Raw genomic sequence first — 17,529 nt, 5'->3', positions numbered from 1 at the left:
TCTCGATATCCTAAAATAATGCTTAAAATCGTGGCTTCCATAGTGATTTTGACAAATCCCTGTTTTCAGTGATGGGAGGGAAGGGCTTTAATCCAACTCCTCGGGCCTGAATCTAATGCTTTTCGGATACGGGAAGGCATGTAGCAATTCCTCTTTCAGGATGCTATCTTTTATGGAATTCCAGTGGTCAGGGTCGAATAGCTTAGCATGAAACTCCTGAAAATGCTCCTTTACGTCCTCTCTTCCTATCATGAAGCGCTTGAAATCTTCTGGAAATACATCGTTTTTGGCAATATCATACCAGGGTTCAGAAGCATATATCTGTTCGTAGGTTTCTGCTTTTGGCTTCCTCCTGAAATTCATGTCAGTCAAAAATTCAATCTCATCATAATCATAAAATACCACCCTTTTCTGCCGGGTCACCCCGAAATTTTTGATCATCATGTCCCCAGGGAAAATGTTGGCCTGGGCAAGCTGCAGTATGGACCGCCCATAATCCTCGACGGCGGCCTTTGCATCTTCGTGATTGCAGGTGTCCAAATAAATATTCAGCGGAGTCATTCGCCTTTCTGTATAGAGGTGCTTGAGGATTAACGTATCTTTTTTGATTTCGACAAGGGAATTGACGGTGCTTTTCAATTCCTCCAGCAACTCAGGGTGGATCCTATTCAACGGAAGTTTGAAATCCTCAAATTCATGGGTGTCGGCCATTCTTCCGACCCGGTCGTGCATGGAAACCAACTTGTATTTCGCCCTCACTTCCTGACGCGTCATGTTTTTTGGCGGCTCAAAATGGTCTTTTATCAGCTTAAATACTATATCATAGGAAGGGAGAGTAAAGACAGTCATTACCATACCCTTGATACCTTTGGCAATAATAAACTCATCCTCGCTCTGCTCAAGGTGCGCAAGGAAATCCCTGTAAAACTCTGTTTTTCCGTGTTTATTGAAGCCTATCGCATTGTAAAGTTCATGGACCTTTTTCTGGGGAAGGATGGATTTGAGAAAAGCCACCAGCTGTGATGGAATCTCGGTTTCGACCATAAAATAGCTTCTCGTAAAACTGAAAAGGTTAGACATGATATTGGGGTCGAAAATAAAGGTGTCCACATACAGCCCATTGGGTCCGTGAAGGAGGGGGATAATGAAAGGCATCCACTTTCTGCCCACATAAGTACGACCCACCAGGTAAGCCGCCTTGTTTCTGTAGAATACACTTTTTAGAATTTGGGTGGTGGTGAAATCATCAGCTTTATATCTACTCAAGATAACTTCCCGCACTGTTTTGACCAGAAACTGTATGTCTTTTTCCTTGGACAGATGGGGAACTCCCATATCGAAATCATCCACTATTTTGCGGATAATCCGCTGCAACCCCCATACGGCCGGGTAATTATAAAAAAGGTGCTCGCTTGGGTAGATGTCACAGGCGTCAAAGCCTTCCCTGACAAACATGATGTCTTCCTCTGCCGATACTCCCGGTACAGTTTTGCGGATCACGCTGTTGAAATAGGTCTCTGCCAGCTCCCGGTCCTTGAGTTCCGCAATTTGAAGCCTATATCTTTCTTTGACTTTTTTCCAGAAAAGTTTGTTCTTTTGGCCATCCAACTGATCCAAAATGCGGAGCTTTGAATCCCTGACTTCATCCTTATATAGTCTAAGTCTGCGTAGGTGGTTTTCCTGCATGCGCTTCCAGTCCTTGCGCCTAAAAAGTTCAGAGGCCAAAGTGGTCAGGGCGTTGAAAGTGTCGATGTAGGTGTTATATGCTTTTAAAATCTCGGAGGCTATCGATTCTGGCAAGTCTTCCTTCATCCTACTAAACTGCAAAAATTACCCTAAAAAACCTATGGAAAACAGATGGCGGGGTGATTTTTAACCGCAAAGGGCGCCAAGGTTCGCAAAGTTTTTGAACTTAAACTCTTTGTGACCTTCCTGTCTTTGCGGTTAGATTTTTTATCTCACAATATCCAATATGCGGGTCTATTTTAACCGCAAAGGGCGCCAAGACATCGGTATTCCGTCCTGCGAATCAAAGTAAAAGACTTATATGTCAAAATATAATTTTTTTTTTCTCTGAGCCTCTGGGTCTTTGTGGTTAAATTCAATCTTCAGTTCTTCCTCACAGTTTCAAAGAACCCCGTGACCAAATCCTTTTTCTGGGAGCTGACCTTGATCTTCTCTCCGTTTTTCATGATCACATATCCACCATCACTGCGTTGAAACTTGGTCATGTGGTGTGGGTTGACAAGGTAGCTTTGGTGGATCCTGATAAAATGGTGCTTGTTCAATATGGATTCCACCTCTTTCAAGGTTTTGCAGATCAGGATTTGACCATCGTTCTCCAAAAAAAATGTGGTATAATTGCTCTCACTTCGGCAAAATAGAATATCCTTGATTTCTATGAATTCATAACCATCAAATACGGGAACCGCAATCTTGCTTTGAAAAATGCCATCTCTTTTCATTTTCTCCAAAAGCCCTTCAATAGTGGTTTCCTGAAACAGTCTATCCCGTTCCCGCTTTTGCCGCCAATGATCGACCACAGTGGCCAGCTCTTTTTCATCTATTGGCTTGAGTAGGTAATTGAACGCATGGTACCTGAAAGCCTGAATGGCATAACGGCTATATGCGGTGGTAAAAATCACATCCGGCACATTGGGGGCGAGTTGCTCCAAGAACTCAAAACCGTTCAGCTTAGGCATTTGGACATCCAAAAAAAGTAAATCCACTTCCAAGTCTGGGATTTTTTCCAAAGCTTTCTCCGGCTTGGTACTCTTAAATACTATTTCTGCCTCGGGAGCTACCTGCTTTAGGTCCAAAGCCAAGCTTTCCAAACAGTGTTTTTCATCATCCAATAGAGCTATATTCATGTAGTTGGTTTTTAGTATTGAGTGTTTTCGATTTCAATAAAATGCAAACCTTCGTTCCCTCTGCAAGATCGTGGATGGTAAAATCTATTTGCCACTGGTTGGATTGGTTGAAAAGATCGATCCTGTCTTGGGTGATTTTAGTACCCAGGCTGGTGTGTTCATTGGAAGAGTTTTTCCGCCTGCCCACACCATTATCGGTGATGCAAATCTCATAGCCTTCTGCGGTATGGGTGATTTCTATGGAAATCCTTTTTTCGGGCTTTTCACTTTTCAGCAACCCGTGCCAGATGGCATTCTCCACAAATGGCTGTAAAAGTAAAGGGGGGATGGAAATTGAGTTCAGTTCATCTTTATCTAAACTCCCATGGTTCAAACAATAGGTGAAATGGTCATCAAACCTGATTTTTTCCAGCTGTAAATATTGGCTGACCAGCTTCAACTCTTCGCTAAGGCTGATCAAGGGGTTTTGGCTGGTTTCAAGCACTTTCCTGACAAACCTGCTGAAGACAACCAAGTATTCTTTAGCGGTCTTATAGTCCTCCAGTTGAATTAAATATTTAATGGCATTGAGGCAGTTGAACAGAAAATGTGGGTTCATCTGCAGTCTGGTGACCAGGATTTCAGCCTGTAACAGGTTGCGTTCATATTCTGCTTTGAACCTCATTTTTTCCTGCTCTTGGATCAGTTTTTCGGCCTGCTTTCGGTGTTTGGCATTTCTGTAAATAAGTGTGCTGACTAGGATCAAGGCCAATAAAAAAATGGAAAGGGTGAAAAGGAAAGCCTGATGCTTCTTCAATTTTTCCCCTTGGGCAGCAAGCTCTGCCTGCTGCAAGTCCTTGTCTTTTTCCAAAAGCTCAATTTGGTTTTCCTTTTTCTCCAGATCATACTGTCGGGTGAGGGCAGCGATTTGCGTCTCTTGTTCGTGCAGGTTGATGCTGTCTTTATAGGCCTCAGCAAGTTTGAAATAATGAAGGGCCTGCCCATAATCCTGATTTTCCTCCATAATCTGTGAAAGTCCCAAAGCATTGCTATGGGCAAGGGCTTTCAGTGACATGGAGGTGGAAATGTCAAGCGACTTTTCATACAATCTTGCCGCTTCCCCGGTATCACCCAGCTTTTGAAGCAGGGAGGCCTTGCTATTGAGCAAACCGGCCGTTTTGTGCTTGTTCCCAAGTTTGTCAAACAGCTCAATTGAACGCTGGAAATAGCGGTTCGCTTTGTTCAAGTCCTTTCCTTCGGAAAAATAATTATGGCCCAGATATTCATACGTGATCGCCAGACCGAAGGTGTACTTCCGCTCCTCATTAAGTTTCAAAAGCTTTTCTAGATACTCCCTTGATTTTGGGAAATCCTCCAAGTTGGTGTAGTGGTCACTTATGGAAAGATAATTCATCGCCACCCCCAAGCTGTTGTCCCTTTCCAATTCGGCTTCTAGGGACCTTTGAAAATAGGAGAGGGCCAGATCCTCCTTTCCCTTGATATAGCTGTAAGTGTTGCCCAGTCCATTGCAACTGATGGCAATGTTTTTTAGGTCACTTTCCCTTTCGGCGATTTTGAGGGCTTCCAGATAGTGGGAAATTGCCTGGTCAAAAGCCTGATCATATCTGGCGGCCACTCCTGCATTGTTGGCAAAAATCATTTGATAAATTGGCTCCAGAGAAGCCGCCTGACTCAGTTTGAATGCTTTCGCATGTAGATCAAAGGCCTGGGTATAGTTCTGATGATAGCGGTGAAGCAGCCCTATGTTGTCAAGCGCGCGGCTATATAATAGGGTATCTTCCTTATCGGCTAAGCTAAGGGCTTTTCTGGCCAGGGACAATTCCTCAGATTCATCATGTTTTGCCTTGTGGATAGCCCTGGAAATATCGATCAGCAGGCTGACACTGTCATTATTGTTTTGGGCATGCTGGAGTTCCTGCCTCAAGCTGTCCACTTGGGCATGAAGGGATATTGGGATTATCAGAAAAGATAAAATGAAAAAGTATCTCATTGAAAAATTTTGATTAATGATATGGATAAAGTTACTAAATAACAGGTTGGTAATCAACTTATAAACTGTTTAAGGATGGGGGTATAGCTTAATACTCAGTGAAAACTGGCCTTTGGGTGGTCAAAGCTGCTGAATACTCAACCGCTATTGAGCTACTGCTGAAAGTTGGCCAAATTTACCTAAACAATTTTTCGAAACTGAATCCATTTTGTCATGAAAAAACTATTAGCAACCGCATTCTTTTTTGTTTTATCTCTATCACTTTATGCTCAAAAAGACAATAACTCACTGAACGCCGGTTTGGAAGTGGGTCTTCCAGTTGGTATCCAGAGCAGCTGGATGTCAGTGGGGATTGGTGCCACCGCCAAGGGCTTGTATGGGGTAGGGGAAGCTGGTCAAGTCAGTGCCACCCTGGGTTTTATCCGCCACGGCTACCAAGGCAGCAGCACGGTAAATGGCGGGGTCAGCATGATCCCTATCATGGGAGGTTATAGGCACCACTTTGAAAGCTTTTATGGAGAGGCCCAGCTGGGCTTGGCCATTGTCAACAGTGCATTCCGAGTAGAGGGTTTTGGGGCCTCCGGCAGCACGCTGAACGGTTCGGTAGCCATCGGGGGAGGTTTCTTATACGAAGATTTCGATTTCTCCGTCCGATATCAGGGATATGGGACCGGATTCAATACGCTTGGTTTAAGGGTGGCTTATAGGCTTCCCGTCGAGTTTTGACGAAGGCCCTAAGCATAAAGAGGTAAGATGAGGAAAAAAAACACTTTTTATGATGAAAAATGAAAGCACTAAACAAATTGAAATTCTACATGACAGGGCTGCTGATGGGAGCCCTGATCATAGGCTGTAGCAGTAGTGACGATGAGGAACCCATACTGCGCGATGAGGATGAGGAAACCCTTTCTGTATCTGACCTGACCTTTTCAGGTGCTGAGACTGGGAGAAAGGTAGGGGAGACATTTGTAGGTAAAGCTACCACAAGTGACGGGGGGTATTTTATGACCATAGTGCTGGCTGATGAGGATCCCGACACTTATGTGTTGAACATAAGCCGTATGATGTCCCAGCCATTTAATTTTGCTCCCGGAAGTCATACCATTCCCGCTTGGACGGAAGACGACGATCCTACTGAGGGATTTTATGCCTCACTTACCTTGACTGGGAGTTCAGCTGTATATATGACTTACGGGGAAGAAACAGGTGGAACCTTCACCATTGATCAGAGGAGGACTATTGGGGGAAGGGAATATGTAGAAGGAAATCTAGCTTTGACATTTGCCAACCTATTGGATAACGCAACTCGGGTTGCTGTACAGGGGACCTTTAAAGGGTTTGTGGAAGATCTGGGAGTCATTGAAGTGGACGATGACTGACAGCTTAGATTTTTTAAGCTACTTACGCTTACCTCGGGGACGCGATGTCCCTGGGGTATTTTTTTTGTACAAAGTACTAGGTACTAAGTACTAGGTACTAAGTACAAAGTACACCGCAAGGCAACAAGCTTGGTGAGTAGCCATTTTGTTCTGCTGAGGGGATTTTTATCACAGAGTTCCACTGAGGTTTTCACAGAGGTGCACTGAGGAGACTGGGATTTTTTTGTTTTTATACACTGTGATCCTCCGTGCCCAAATTATGAGATTCTCTGTGAAAAAAAACACAGATTTCACAGATTACCACAAAGTTTTTAAAGCAGTGAACTTTCTGCGACTTCCATTTTAACTTAGTGCGACTTATTGACCCATTTCTCTCTCCCCTAGGCGCCCAGTCCGGTCTGTGCCTCCTTTTCATTCCGAGAAGGAGTTTCAGTCTTCCGTCTCCAGTCTTTTTCCCTATAGTGACCTTACAGGGAATTTATAGGGACATTATAGGGACCTTATAGGGATATTGAGTTAGGGCTAAGCTAGGTATCCTCGCATGCCCGGTTATCCCAAATGTACTGCTTGTCCATACCTAATCCGTACCTTATCCATACCATGTTTAGGGGTAAGATGGGCAGAGTAGGAATACAGTATTAGTCTCAATTGGTACAGAAGGGCCTTAGAGTGCCGCTCCCCTTAACCTGCCAAGAAGACAAATTGAAGAAGGTAACCGGGCAGGTTTTTTAGAGAACAAATGACTTCAGTATGGTCGAATAAGATCATGAAGTTTTCCCCTTCACTTAGTGTTGTTTTTAATTTGATAAAGGGTTGAACTGCTGTTTTTCCTAATAATAAATTGTGCTGACCTGTCTAAAAAACCTGATAACACCGGGCTGATTTGAGGTATTTTGTAGAAAGAACATACCCACAAAGTGTAGAGCAAAAGAGCTGGAAAATAAGCGAAGCTGCTAAATTAAACCACTACCAGAAAATACCCCACAATTCCTATTACTATCCCACCAATGACCACCGGGAGTAAGGTTAGTTTCAACACTTCTTTGTAATTGTGCAGACTGGCGATGGCGGCTGCGGCGATGATGTTGAAAAGTGACACGGCATTTCCCAGTGCTGCCCCGGCATGCTGCTGGGCAAGGATGAGTTCTACGGGTAGACCTATAGCCCTGGCCGTTTCCAGTTGAGAGGGAGCGAATACTATATTCGAAACCGTGGTGCTGCCGGTAATGAATGTCCCGGTAAGGCCCAGAAAGGGAGAAATCAGGGGATAAAACTGACCCGTTTCTGCCAGGGTGCCGGCGATATGGGCCACCATGGATGGGTTTTCCCCACCCGATTGGATCATCAGTTGGGCAATGACGATGGAGGGGAAGAGGACTACCAGAACCCTTCCGGTTTTTTGGAGGGGTACCTTGATCCCAAGGTCCAAATTCCCGTATCTCAAAGCTACCATCATGCCGGTAGCCAAAAATGGCACAAGTGGGGTCTGTAGTGGCCTAAACACTGTTCCGATTTCAGTTTGGAACAGGCTTAGGAAAGCAATCTCCCATCCGATGAAGGTTCTCAGTGGCAGGAACATGCGGGGAAGCAGTAGCAGGAACGCCAGGAAAAGATAAGGCAGCCAAGGCCTGATGCTTATTTTTGTGTTTTTCTGCTTGAAGAGTAGGACCGCAAGCGTCAACATGATCAGGGAGCCCAATACCGTTGCCAGTTCAGGGGCCACCCAGGCAAAAAAACAGAAAGGGGCAGCAAATAACCCATAAAGAAGTATGACCTGTTTTTTGTGCCTCAACTCATAACCTTTCTTCCTAAACACCCTGAAAACGTAAAAAAGCCAAAGGAAAACGGTCAATACGGATACCAGGGCCGAGATTATGCCAATATCGAAAATCAATTCGTCACTGAGCTGTAGGGGCAACTGGATGCCAATGATCAATGGGGTGCCTATGGCGCCGAAGATGGCAAAAAGTCCGTTGAACAGGAGTACCACGGCCACTGATAATACCGCGTTGTATCCAAGCGCGATAAGGAGCAGTGGAACGATCGCTCCGGGAGTGCCAAAGCCTGCCACACCTTCAAAAAAACCGGTAAGGCCAAGTGCCAAGAGGAAAAAACGCATTTCGTTAGCCGGGTGCATTTCTGCCACCGAGCTGCTGATTTTGGCTATCAAGCCGTTTTTCTCCATGATGTGAAAAAGAAAGGCCGCCCCAAAAACGATCATGAGAATGTTGAGGGTGGTGAAAGCCGATACGACAAGTGTCCCTGAATATTCGGCAAGTCCCCGGCCCCAGTAAAAGAAAAGCAAAGTAGTGACTGCAAAGACCACAAATACCGCCTCCTTTACATTCCTAGTAAGAGAAAGCACAATGAGCAATGCTATAGGCAAAAAGGAAAGTACAGGCATCATAGGCTTCAGGGCAATCAGTGAACCTCATTTTCCAATTCCCCTCCCTTGATAAAGCTCGAAATGTTGGACAGGGTGACCTTCGATATTTCCAGCATGGCATCTTCTGTGAAAAAGGCCTGGTGTCCTGTGATCAAGACATTGTTAAAGGACAAGAGGCGCATGAACACATCATCCTGGATGACTTTGTCGGAAAGGTCCTCGAAAAACAGGTCTGCTTCTTCCTCGTAAACATCGATGCCCAGATATTTGATTTGTCCGCTTTTGAGGGCCTGGATTACCGCTTGGGTGTCCACCAGTGCCCCACGGCTGGTGTTGATGAGCATTACGCCCTTTTTCATTTTTCCAATCGAATCGGTGTGGATGATGTGATGGGTCTGGGGTGTCAGCGGGCAATGTAGGGACACAATATCGGATTGGGCATATAGCTCGTCCAGGCCGGCATACTCCACGCCGAGTTTTTCCACCTCCTCAGATTTTTCCACATCAAATCCCAGTACCCTGCAGCCAAATCCGAGCAGGATTTTTGCAGTGGCGATCCCAATTTTACCCAGTCCGATCAGTCCAACGGTTTTCCCCTTCAGGTCAAATCCCATCAGGCCGTTCAGGGCAAAGTTCCCTTCCCGAACCCTATTGTAAGCCCGGTGGGTTTTTCGGTTGATGGTCAGGATCAGCGCGATGGTATGTTCGGCCACAGAGTAGGGGGAATAGGCCGGCACCCGCACCACTTTAATTCCCAGTTCCTTTGCCTTGGAAAGATCCACATGGTTATAACCGGCGCTGCGGAGGGCGATCAGCTTTACGCCCTGTTGTGCGAGTATGTCCAACACCTCAGCATCGGCACTGTCGTTAACAAAGATACAGACAGCATCATAGCCCTGGGCCAGCACTGCGGTGTGGTGGTTGAGGGGCTCGTCAATAAATTCAAGCTGGAAGTTGTGGTTTTGGTTTTGGCGGGTGAAGAAATCCCTGTCATATGGTTTGGCGCTGAAGAAAAGTGTTTTCATTATGCTGTTGTTTTGTAAGGATAACGGGAAAACATCCTTCAGGTTTATTCAAGGGCAATTTTGCCTTGAACAGCATTTAAGGCAAAAGGGCTGGCTTCTTTAAATCCCCTTTTCTCCCCCTTTAACTACCAGCCGATTCTTGGGACATTCGGAGGGATGGGGTAGTCAAACCAGGCCAGGAATCTGTCAGCTCTTACCCAGCTTCCAATCAGCACCCTGTAGGCCCTTACCCCTAGTGGGAGCGGAGAGGGTCCCCAGTGATAGCGGAGAGGGTGCACAGTGGATAAGGCTAACCCATAACTCAGGGATAGCTCCAGGAGGTATAGTGGTGAAGAGAAATTAGACGGATGCTTTGGGGAGGGAGCCAACCTCCCAGGTTTATACCGTCTGGTGAATGTTACTTGGCAGTTTTTTTTGAGAACCCGAGAAATCGCCACCTTCAGGTTGCTACAAAATTGTTAATTTAAATTATAAAAGATTATGCAAATCGAACCAAAAATTTCTCTGTCATTGGTACTTAGTTTCCAATAATTAGAAATCAGTCAATAAAAAAAGGGGTGCTTATTCAGCAACCCCTATAGAATCTGGTATGGATAAAATCTAATTGTTATTCAAAAAAGCATCTAAGGAAACTTCATTATCTTCTTCTGTGGGTGTAAAGGTGCTTAGCTTCTGCCTATCAGAAGGGCTTACCCCAAACCTAGACATCATATTGTAATAGTTTTTATAGCAGTTGTTAGCTATGGATATGTAAGGAGAAACCATTTCATAGGTGCTTCCATTCTTGTTAGTACCAGTAATAACCATTCCATTCTTTTGAATGTGGTACTGGCATTCCAAGTACCTGCCATATTCTGCACTCATTAAGCCTAGGGTGTCTAGGTCTGTCACGGTTAGCACCCCTAGCTCGGTAAGCTTATTAAAATAGAACCGATAGAAGACTTTCCCATACTGGTTTAAAAAGGCTGGAACCTTCATCTCCTCCTTCTTCACCTTCTCTGGTTGCATTGGGTTCTTCAATTCTCTTGATTTTTCTAATGTGCCTCTAGCTTCTTTGATTTCTTTTGCTAATTTTGGTCTTCCTGCATTTGACATAATTCAATTAAGTTTAATATAATTAATTATATATCAAAAAAAATAACAGGTTATAAACAATGGGCACTGTAGCATTCACTGAAACTAAAGATTCCAAATTTTTATGTATTATAAAACCAACATTAGAATTCTATAATATTGATAAAATATTATTAGATTTAGACTCTAAATATGATATAGAAATATTAGGTTTTGAATTTAATGAATCGCGAATAAATTCATTGAACTTTGAAAATAGAAATGTAATTTTTAAATTCTGTGGACTTCCTACAACAAATAAATTTAAAAGTAAAATATTGAGTATTAAATTTAAAGAATGCTATTCGGTCGACAAACAAGATACTATATTCGTATTTGAAGAAAATATAAATAATTTAGATATTACAGATTGTGAATTTAACAAAATTGTAATAAATGATTTTAAGCAAATAGATAAACTTGAAATTATTAGTGAAGTTCAATCTATTGATATTGGTAAGGGAGATGTGTTTGAGTTAAATATTTACGGTCTATATGGCAAAAAAATTTATAATATAAATCTATGGGATTTAAAATTTAAAAATATAACAATATCCTACATTGCAACATTAAAAACCTTACATATAGGAGGTACAGCATTTTTAAATATAAATAAAGATGATGATGTACTACATGATGGCATAATGATTAACGATGTTAATTCAATTGAAACATATATGCATTTTAATATGTGTTATTCTATAATGATAGAAAGATTAAAATGTGAAGTCTTTGATATAGATATTTCTGGTGAAAACTCAATAGAATTCCTCAATTTTTCAAATTGTGATTTTAGAAAAGGAAATGTTTCACAAATTCTATCAAATTTATATGTAGGTAACTTAACAATTAATAGTAGTTCCAACCTTAATTTTAATAATGCTGAAATAACCAATATTTATTTTGAGGGTAATATTGAAAAAAATATAAATATATCAAATTGTGAAATTTCATCAATAAATTTTAGAAATTTTAGAACTCTTTCATACGTTTCATTAAATAATGTCAATTTAATAAATAATAGAGAAATAAACCTAATAAATTCAACCATGGATTCAGTAGAAATAAACCCTTCATTTTTGGATAAGGCTTCAACTATATATTTTGAAAAATCTACTATTAGCGGATTGAAAATACATAATTTAATTGATTTTAATGAGAGGGTATTAAAATTTGAAGAAAAATATGATTTCGATAATTCAGAAATTATAAGTACTTATAGAGAATTTAAGTTATTCTCAGAACAAGCAAAAAACAACTATCTATTTCAAAAATTTAAAGCGCTTGAATATAATGAGATACTAAAAGATAATGGGAATAAATTAAATACATTAAATTGGTTTATTTTATATGCTAATAAATTATCCAATAATCATGGGACTGACCCATTAAAAGCTTTTCTATGTTTTCTAGGAGCACTTGGATTATTTTCATTTGCTATACTTGTTTGCTTCTGGAATAGTGGTTATTCTTACGATGATTTTTGTTATTTTTATAAGGAAAACTTCATACAATTAACCAGTCCATTACACCTTTTTAGCAATTCAATATATAGGTTTTCAGACTATACCAAGTACCATTTTAATCCTGAAATGAAAATTTACAATTTATTGTATAATATATTAATTGGTTATTTAATTTATCAGTTTGTGGCTTCTTTTAGAAAATTTAATAGGTAGAATTTAAGCTTGTAACCTAATAAAGTCAATAAGTTTCTTTAAAGCAGTGTTTAAATCTTCATTATACCTTATTTCTATCAGCTCTACCCCGTTTTCTACACACTTATTCTTTTTTATATCATCTCTTTCTTGGTTCAATTTTAAACCCTCCAAGCCACCAAAATAATCAATGGCTTCATAATGTTGCTTGCCGTTATATTCAATGGCTAAATTCAACTCTTTAATAAATATATCAATCCTTTGTCTACCTAACCAATCTGGTGAATATTGGGATATTATTTCAAATTGGGGAAACTCATTTTTTAGATTTAGGTATAAATACCTTTCAGCATACAAACTTCCAACTATATCGTACCCATGCTGTAACCTTACTAACTCTTCTAACTTCAGTAAATTCTGCCTTACAAGTTCATAAAAGGAATCGACTAGCTTAGTGGTAAGGTTGATTTCTTTTAACAGCTTCCGTTTATATTGGTCTATAGATATATCGGGACTATTATAAAAATAATCTATATCTCCAATATTAAAAATCACCATTAAATGTCTTTCTGTTAGCAATGAAGCATTTATTTTTCTTCTAACATATTCAATTTCAAAAAACTCATAAACATCTTCTTCGGAAAAAGACTTAATAAAATCAACTATCTCATTTTTCTTAAAAATCTTCTTTGTGCTTTTAGCAATTTGCGGCTTATACTTTGGGGTTGTCAAGTAATGTATTCCATATGAAATGTCATTTTTATTTATTAACGATTCATAAAGGTCATACTGATTAATTGGTATGTTGTAATATAGGCTTCCAATAACTAGCTCTAAAGGGTTCAACAACCCTTCTTCTTTTAAATAAATAAAAAGACTTTTTAAATTAATGCTTTTATATGTAGACTTTGCCAGTATTACTAACTCGTTTGATTTAAACCAGTTATTTTTTATAAAAGTTTTTCTATATTTGTAAATAAAATATTTTAATAAATCAATAGACTTTATTTCTCGAATTAAGTTGAATTGCAAAGATGATGGAACTACAGATGATTCATTAATATTGTTTTCAATAACAATTTCATGGCCATTAGGGATTATCATTACTTCAACAAATTTATTTCCATTCGGCAGAGTGCTTACAGGTGAACATGGAAAACAATTAATTCCATTGGTTATATAGTTTTTTCCATCATAAAGAATAAATTCATATTCTAAGTTGGTTTCATCTTTAATCTTTCTTTCCCTACTTAATAATGATAAATCCAGATTTGCAGGAGTAACCCCATTTTTTGTAGAGTATAAATCATTATGATATTTCCTTAAATCAAACCCATAAACATTATCGTATGACTTTCTAATTAGGTCTTCCATAGTTTATTCTTTGTGTGTTTGAATCTATTAAATCTTTTGTAAAATTCAAACTAAAGCCAATAAACCCCCATATCAAGCTATCTTCCTTCAACCAGTGTAAGTGTTACCTTCCATTCTGTTAAACCCTACAACACCTCTTATATCGCTTCAGAAGCAGTGTCATATGTAAAGGATAGAAGGAATGTGTACAGGCTTCAGTAAGCTTCTACTATGTAAAGATTGTGGAGCTACAGCACTAACACCAAATTAGAGCCTTTGTCAGCTTCAATGGCCTATAGGCTGTAACCCCTGCTTTAGTCCTGTTAAAGCCTACAGTGGCTCTTGTTTAGCTTCTGGTGGATTGTTACATGTAAAGGATAAGTAGTGTTTCTGGATGAGTTGTAGGTAGTGACAGGTGGAATGGTTAACTGTTTGATATATAAGGGATTGAAAGAAAGAAGGGTTTGGGGTCTTGGAATTGGTTGATTGTCAGTGGTTAACCGTTTATGGGAAGTCAATCGTCCACAAACGTAATATTTTCAAGGGAGGGCAAAGCCTGACTATATAAAGGATAGGTGGCTTCTTTACTGATTTACAGTGACTTACTATATAAAGGTTAAGTAACCATTTAAAAATCAATGCTTTATATATAAAAGGCCAGTGAAGCTTTCCCTTCCTTTATATATTAGACGCTTCCAGAAGGGTAAAAATGCTTTGCTTCTCTTTATATAGTAAACAGGTTCTAAAGGAAGTTGACGGATGTGGATTTCTGTGATTGGGCTCAAAATGATAATGTTTTATTGAATACCAGTCAAGGAAAAGTGATTTATTTTTGACAAAGAAAAACCCTACTGGAAGGTAGGGTTTTGTGGTTAACTTGTGTGGGATAACATTTCAGTTTTATCATAAAATTCGACATCAAATGACCAAACTCTATTGTAGTTAAAATTTAAGTTTCCTTCAAAGGTGCTAAGGACGCTTACATCTAGTCCCACATTTAATGAAATGGATTCTTCAAAATATTCTTCCGTTTGATTACCATGGATTCTTGATTCTAAGGTTGTTCTAATTGCTGGAATGTCATGAATGAAAAATTTATCTTTTAGCGCTCTTTCTGGGTCAAAGACACCTTTTCCAAATTTTTTCTTTCGTAATTCTGACTTTTTTGACTCCCCATTAACTTCTGCTTTTATGCCTTTGTGGTTTCCCCCACCTTTTCCATCTACTGAAGTTATGTCCGAAATTATTATTTTTTTTGCACCTAAGGCTTCATAAGCGCTTATGGTCTCTTCAAGTATCATGGATTTGATTAATTCGCTAGAATTATTCAATGGAATAAGAATATCATTGTTTTTGGGGTGAGTGCCATAAATTCCAGTGCTAAAACTTGCGCTTTCCCCTCCGTAATGCTTTAGATGTGGGGGAATGCTATCTCTTTCAATTATGATTAATTTCGAGCCTCCATCAGATTTCATGATATTTGCAAAAGCATTAGCTTTTAAAAGCTTGTCGTCAAAAAGTCCATGAAATACTTCTTTTAAATGGGTAATATCATAGCTGTCTGTTATCCAAGAATTTGAAAAAATAATCTGGTTCCTTTCCGATTCCTTGGGCTCGGAAAGTTTATATATTTTAAGTTTTGGTTTAAACAGAGCTGTTTTCGCCAATTCAAATAGGAGTAAATAAGGAGGGGATAAAACAAGGCCCGAATACCCATACTTTTTGATTATATCCAACTTGACTTCTTTTGAATCGGTGCCATAAACCCCACAATGGTTTTTCTTAATGCTATTGACAATGCCGTAATATATCATCTGCTATTCTAAAAGTGTTCTCAATTCATAATAATAGTTAAAATTAATTAAATGAAGTTAGTTATTTATGTAAATTTTAAATTAAAGAGATAATGTTATTTAACTCATTGTTACATAGGTAGTTGTACTGAATTGCTGTATAATAGGTTATTCCTAGCTTCTGGAAGGTGTAATCATACCTATAGCCCTTTAGCCTTAAATACCAGACTTTCCACCGCTTCACATTCTTACCCTTGCTGTAGTAGTTCTGGAAAATGTATTGCTTAATGGTGCCGTACATTTGCCTTAACTGCCTTTCTGATTGGGTTTCTTCTTCACTGTAATCTTCTTCTTCTTCAATGTCGAAATCAGAAGGGCTTAGCTCAGCATATTTGATTTCTTGGTTAAAAATGCTGGTGTTGGTGTTGTAGATTATTCCAGCTATGTAATTCTGAAGCTCTTGGGTAAGTTGATTGTCCTGCAATCCCTTTTCCAGTATGGCTAACATGGTGTCCTGCACCACGTCTTCATATTGGCAGGGGTTCTTAATCTTCTTTGCTGTGGTTAATACTTAATCATAGATTTCCTGATTCATTTGGATAGTAGTTTAAAAAAGTTGGTTCTGAATTTAAAAAGTAGGGTAAAGCTAATAGGAGTGAAGCCCATTTAAGCGTATTGGGTATAGCTGTTACTTTCTTTGCTAAAGCTTCAGCTTTTGTTTCCTCTTTTTTCCGGTGGATGCTTCTGGCTGTTCTGTTAGCTCTTACAGTTCTTTCAGATTGCTTTATGCTGGTTTTGATGGTTCTGTTTTCCTGTCTGATTCCCGTTCTGATTGACCTGTTTTCAGCCCGTATAAGCTTCTCTAAGGTTCTGGAAGGGATTTGTGTCAGTACTTCTGTAGAATCCCTTAAATCAAAGGATTTATAAGTGATATGGGGCTTGGTGCTGCAGCCTGCCAAAAGCTGGAAGAGCAGTAGGTATTTCATTTGAATTTATTGAAAAAAAATAAGGATTGAACTCTTATCTGGTGTGGCTGATGGTTCCTATCTGTGGGTAGAGTAGGGCTTCTAAAAAATCTAAACCGATTCCTGAAACAAGTGTGTGACTGATATGTGACTAAGTGGTTTTGCACCCGATTTTTTCTGCTTATTTATATGGGAAAAATCAGTGATGTAATTCAGGAAATCAGGAAGCAATCTGGAAAAAAAAAACTTTGCAACTTATTGTTTTACAATGTTTGGTCGGGGTGGCAGGATTCGAATGCCGCAGAACAAGCGGCACAGGCTCAGCGACCTCCTGCTCAGTATTGTTACTAAATTATTTCTTTGCGCCTTCGCGCCTCCGTGGCTAAACTTTACAATCAAAAAAAGCCCGCTCAAAAGAGCAGGCTTAATGTCGGGGTGGCAGGATTCGAATGCCGCAAAAAGGCGGCACAGGCTCTGCGACCTCCTGCTCAGTATTGTTACTAAATTATTTCTTTGCGCCTTCGCGCCTCCGTTGCTAAACTGTACAAACAAAAAAAGCCCGCTCACACGAGCAGGCTTAATGTCGGGGTGGCAGGATTCGAATGCCGCAAAAAGGCGGCACAGGCTCTGCGACCTTCCCGATCCTTTGGCTCGGGACGCGGTGACCGGGCTACGCTACACCCCAATAGGGTTGATAGGTTGAACTTCGAATGGTTTCTCCATCCGAGGATTAATGGATTAACGTAAGGTTCTTCCGGCTTTTAATCCCTTAATCAGACCTGGAGGGAAATAGCGCAGCTATTCCCTTCGGGACGTTAATCCCTTCAACCAATAGTCAGAGAAAAGTTTCCAGACGGGCAGGTTTCACAAAGGCTTGGGGATTTTGACCAAATAAAAAACGTTGCGTTCTCTGCGCCCCTCTTAGCGCCGTAGGGAGAAACCTTCCTGATTTAAACCAAAAAAGCCCGCTCAAAAGAGCGGACTTCTATGTCGGGGT

The 17,529-nt window shown here is 40.2% G+C and carries 13 protein-coding genes; 3 read left to right on the top strand and 10 right to left on the bottom strand.

The window, feature by feature from the left end; genetic code table 11:
• Positions 1 to 87: 87 nt before the first annotated feature.
• The 3 genes from aceK to KIH41_RS04300 form a co-directional block, all read right to left on the bottom strand.
• A complete protein-coding gene (gene aceK, locus KIH41_RS04310; RefSeq protein WP_214161637.1) occupies positions 88 to 1,812 on the bottom strand; it encodes a bifunctional isocitrate dehydrogenase kinase/phosphatase in 1,725 nt (574 codons plus the stop codon).
• A 296-nt stretch (positions 1,813 to 2,108) separates the two neighbouring features.
• Positions 2,109 to 2,870 carry a LytR/AlgR family response regulator transcription factor gene (locus KIH41_RS04305; RefSeq protein WP_214161636.1) on the bottom strand — a complete coding sequence of 254 codons (762 nt, stop codon included), beginning with the start codon at positions 2,868 to 2,870 and terminating at the stop codon, positions 2,109 to 2,111.
• Positions 2,848 to 4,860 (bottom strand): tetratricopeptide repeat-containing sensor histidine kinase, encoded by a 2,013-nt coding sequence (locus KIH41_RS04300; RefSeq protein ID WP_214161635.1) that lies wholly within the window; start codon positions 4,858 to 4,860, stop codon positions 2,848 to 2,850. Before KIH41_RS04300 ends, KIH41_RS04305 begins: the two co-directional genes overlap by 23 nt.
• A gap of 213 nt (positions 4,861 to 5,073) precedes the next feature.
• Between KIH41_RS04300 and KIH41_RS04295 the strand changes: the two genes are divergently transcribed.
• Both KIH41_RS04295 and KIH41_RS04290 read left to right on the top strand, forming a co-directional pair.
• Complete coding sequence (locus KIH41_RS04295; RefSeq protein ID WP_214161634.1) at positions 5,074 to 5,586, top strand: hypothetical protein; 513 nt, start codon at positions 5,074 to 5,076, stop codon at positions 5,584 to 5,586.
• 59 nt (positions 5,587 to 5,645) lie between these two features.
• Positions 5,646 to 6,239, top strand: coding sequence for a hypothetical protein (locus KIH41_RS04290; protein ID WP_214161633.1), 594 nt, complete (start codon positions 5,646 to 5,648; stop codon positions 6,237 to 6,239).
• 958 nt (positions 6,240 to 7,197) lie between these two features.
• On the opposite strand, the gene KIH41_RS04285 is transcribed toward KIH41_RS04290, so the two are convergent.
• The 3 genes from KIH41_RS04285 to KIH41_RS04275 form a co-directional block, all read right to left on the bottom strand.
• Positions 7,198 to 8,646 carry an L-lactate permease gene (locus KIH41_RS04285; protein ID WP_214161632.1) on the bottom strand — a complete coding sequence of 483 codons (1,449 nt, stop codon included), beginning with the start codon at positions 8,644 to 8,646 and terminating at the stop codon, positions 7,198 to 7,200.
• A gap of 14 nt (positions 8,647 to 8,660) precedes the next feature.
• Entirely contained in the window at positions 8,661 to 9,650 is a 990-nt protein-coding gene (locus tag KIH41_RS04280) for a 2-hydroxyacid dehydrogenase (protein ID WP_214161631.1), read from the bottom strand.
• Positions 9,651 to 10,250: 600 nt separating this feature from the next.
• Positions 10,251 to 10,745 carry a phage terminase small subunit P27 family gene (locus tag KIH41_RS04275; protein WP_214161630.1) on the bottom strand — a complete coding sequence of 165 codons (495 nt, stop codon included), beginning with the start codon at positions 10,743 to 10,745 and terminating at the stop codon, positions 10,251 to 10,253.
• Between the two features lie 59 nt (positions 10,746 to 10,804).
• Between KIH41_RS04275 and KIH41_RS04270 the strand changes: the two genes are divergently transcribed.
• Positions 10,805 to 12,442 (top strand): hypothetical protein, encoded by a 1,638-nt coding sequence (locus KIH41_RS04270; protein ID WP_214161629.1) that lies wholly within the window; start codon positions 10,805 to 10,807, stop codon positions 12,440 to 12,442.
• A gap of 3 nt (positions 12,443 to 12,445) precedes the next feature.
• On the opposite strand, the gene KIH41_RS04265 is transcribed toward KIH41_RS04270, so the two are convergent.
• The 4 genes from KIH41_RS04265 to KIH41_RS04250 all read right to left on the bottom strand — a co-directional run bounded on the left by KIH41_RS04265 (position 12,446) and on the right by KIH41_RS04250 (position 16,553).
• Complete coding sequence (locus tag KIH41_RS04265; protein ID WP_214161628.1) at positions 12,446 to 13,795, bottom strand: hypothetical protein; 1,350 nt, start codon at positions 13,793 to 13,795, stop codon at positions 12,446 to 12,448.
• 851 nt (positions 13,796 to 14,646) lie between these two features.
• Positions 14,647 to 15,510, bottom strand: a complete 864-nt coding sequence (locus KIH41_RS04260; protein ID WP_214161627.1) for a hypothetical protein — start codon at positions 15,508 to 15,510, stop codon at positions 14,647 to 14,649.
• A 154-nt stretch (positions 15,511 to 15,664) separates the two neighbouring features.
• Entirely contained in the window at positions 15,665 to 16,075 is a 411-nt protein-coding gene (locus KIH41_RS04255; protein WP_214161626.1) for a hypothetical protein, read from the bottom strand.
• Between the two features lie 67 nt (positions 16,076 to 16,142).
• Complete coding sequence (locus tag KIH41_RS04250) at positions 16,143 to 16,553, bottom strand: hypothetical protein (RefSeq protein WP_214161625.1); 411 nt, start codon at positions 16,551 to 16,553, stop codon at positions 16,143 to 16,145.
• Between the last annotated feature and the right edge of the window lie 976 nt (positions 16,554 to 17,529).

The sequence above is a fragment of the Litoribacter ruber genome (genome assembly GCF_018500185.1).
GTDB lineage: Bacteria > Bacteroidota > Bacteroidia > Cytophagales > Cyclobacteriaceae > Litoribacter > Litoribacter ruber.
The sequence above is the reverse complement of the archived record's forward strand: the minus strand, read 5'-3'. Positions and strand labels throughout refer to the sequence as shown.

What these genes read in the sequence shown, in the direction of transcription:
- aceK (WP_214161637.1), bottom strand. Translation starts at nt 1,812, where the DNA reads ATGAAGGAAGACTTGCCAGAATCGATAGCCTCCGAGATTTTAAAAGCA.
- KIH41_RS04305 (WP_214161636.1), bottom strand. Translation starts at nt 2,870, where the DNA reads ATGAATATAGCTCTATTGGATGATGAAAAACACTGTTTGGAAAGCTTG.
- KIH41_RS04300 (WP_214161635.1), bottom strand. Translation starts at nt 4,860, where the DNA reads ATGAGATACTTTTTCATTTTATCTTTTCTGATAATCCCAATATCCCTT.
- KIH41_RS04295 (WP_214161634.1), top strand. Translation starts at nt 5,074, where the DNA reads ATGAAAAAACTATTAGCAACCGCATTCTTTTTTGTTTTATCTCTATCA.
- KIH41_RS04290 (WP_214161633.1), top strand. Translation starts at nt 5,646, where the DNA reads ATGAAAGCACTAAACAAATTGAAATTCTACATGACAGGGCTGCTGATG.
- KIH41_RS04285 (WP_214161632.1), bottom strand. Translation starts at nt 8,646, where the DNA reads ATGATGCCTGTACTTTCCTTTTTGCCTATAGCATTGCTCATTGTGCTT.
- KIH41_RS04280 (WP_214161631.1), bottom strand. Translation starts at nt 9,650, where the DNA reads ATGAAAACACTTTTCTTCAGCGCCAAACCATATGACAGGGATTTCTTC.
- KIH41_RS04275 (WP_214161630.1), bottom strand. Translation starts at nt 10,745, where the DNA reads ATGTCAAATGCAGGAAGACCAAAATTAGCAAAAGAAATCAAAGAAGCT.
- KIH41_RS04270 (WP_214161629.1), top strand. Translation starts at nt 10,805, where the DNA reads ATGGGCACTGTAGCATTCACTGAAACTAAAGATTCCAAATTTTTATGT.
- KIH41_RS04265 (WP_214161628.1), bottom strand. Translation starts at nt 13,795, where the DNA reads ATGGAAGACCTAATTAGAAAGTCATACGATAATGTTTATGGGTTTGAT.
- KIH41_RS04255 (WP_214161626.1), bottom strand. Translation starts at nt 16,075, where the DNA reads ATGTTAGCCATACTGGAAAAGGGATTGCAGGACAATCAACTTACCCAA.
- KIH41_RS04250 (WP_214161625.1), bottom strand. Translation starts at nt 16,553, where the DNA reads ATGAAATACCTACTGCTCTTCCAGCTTTTGGCAGGCTGCAGCACCAAG.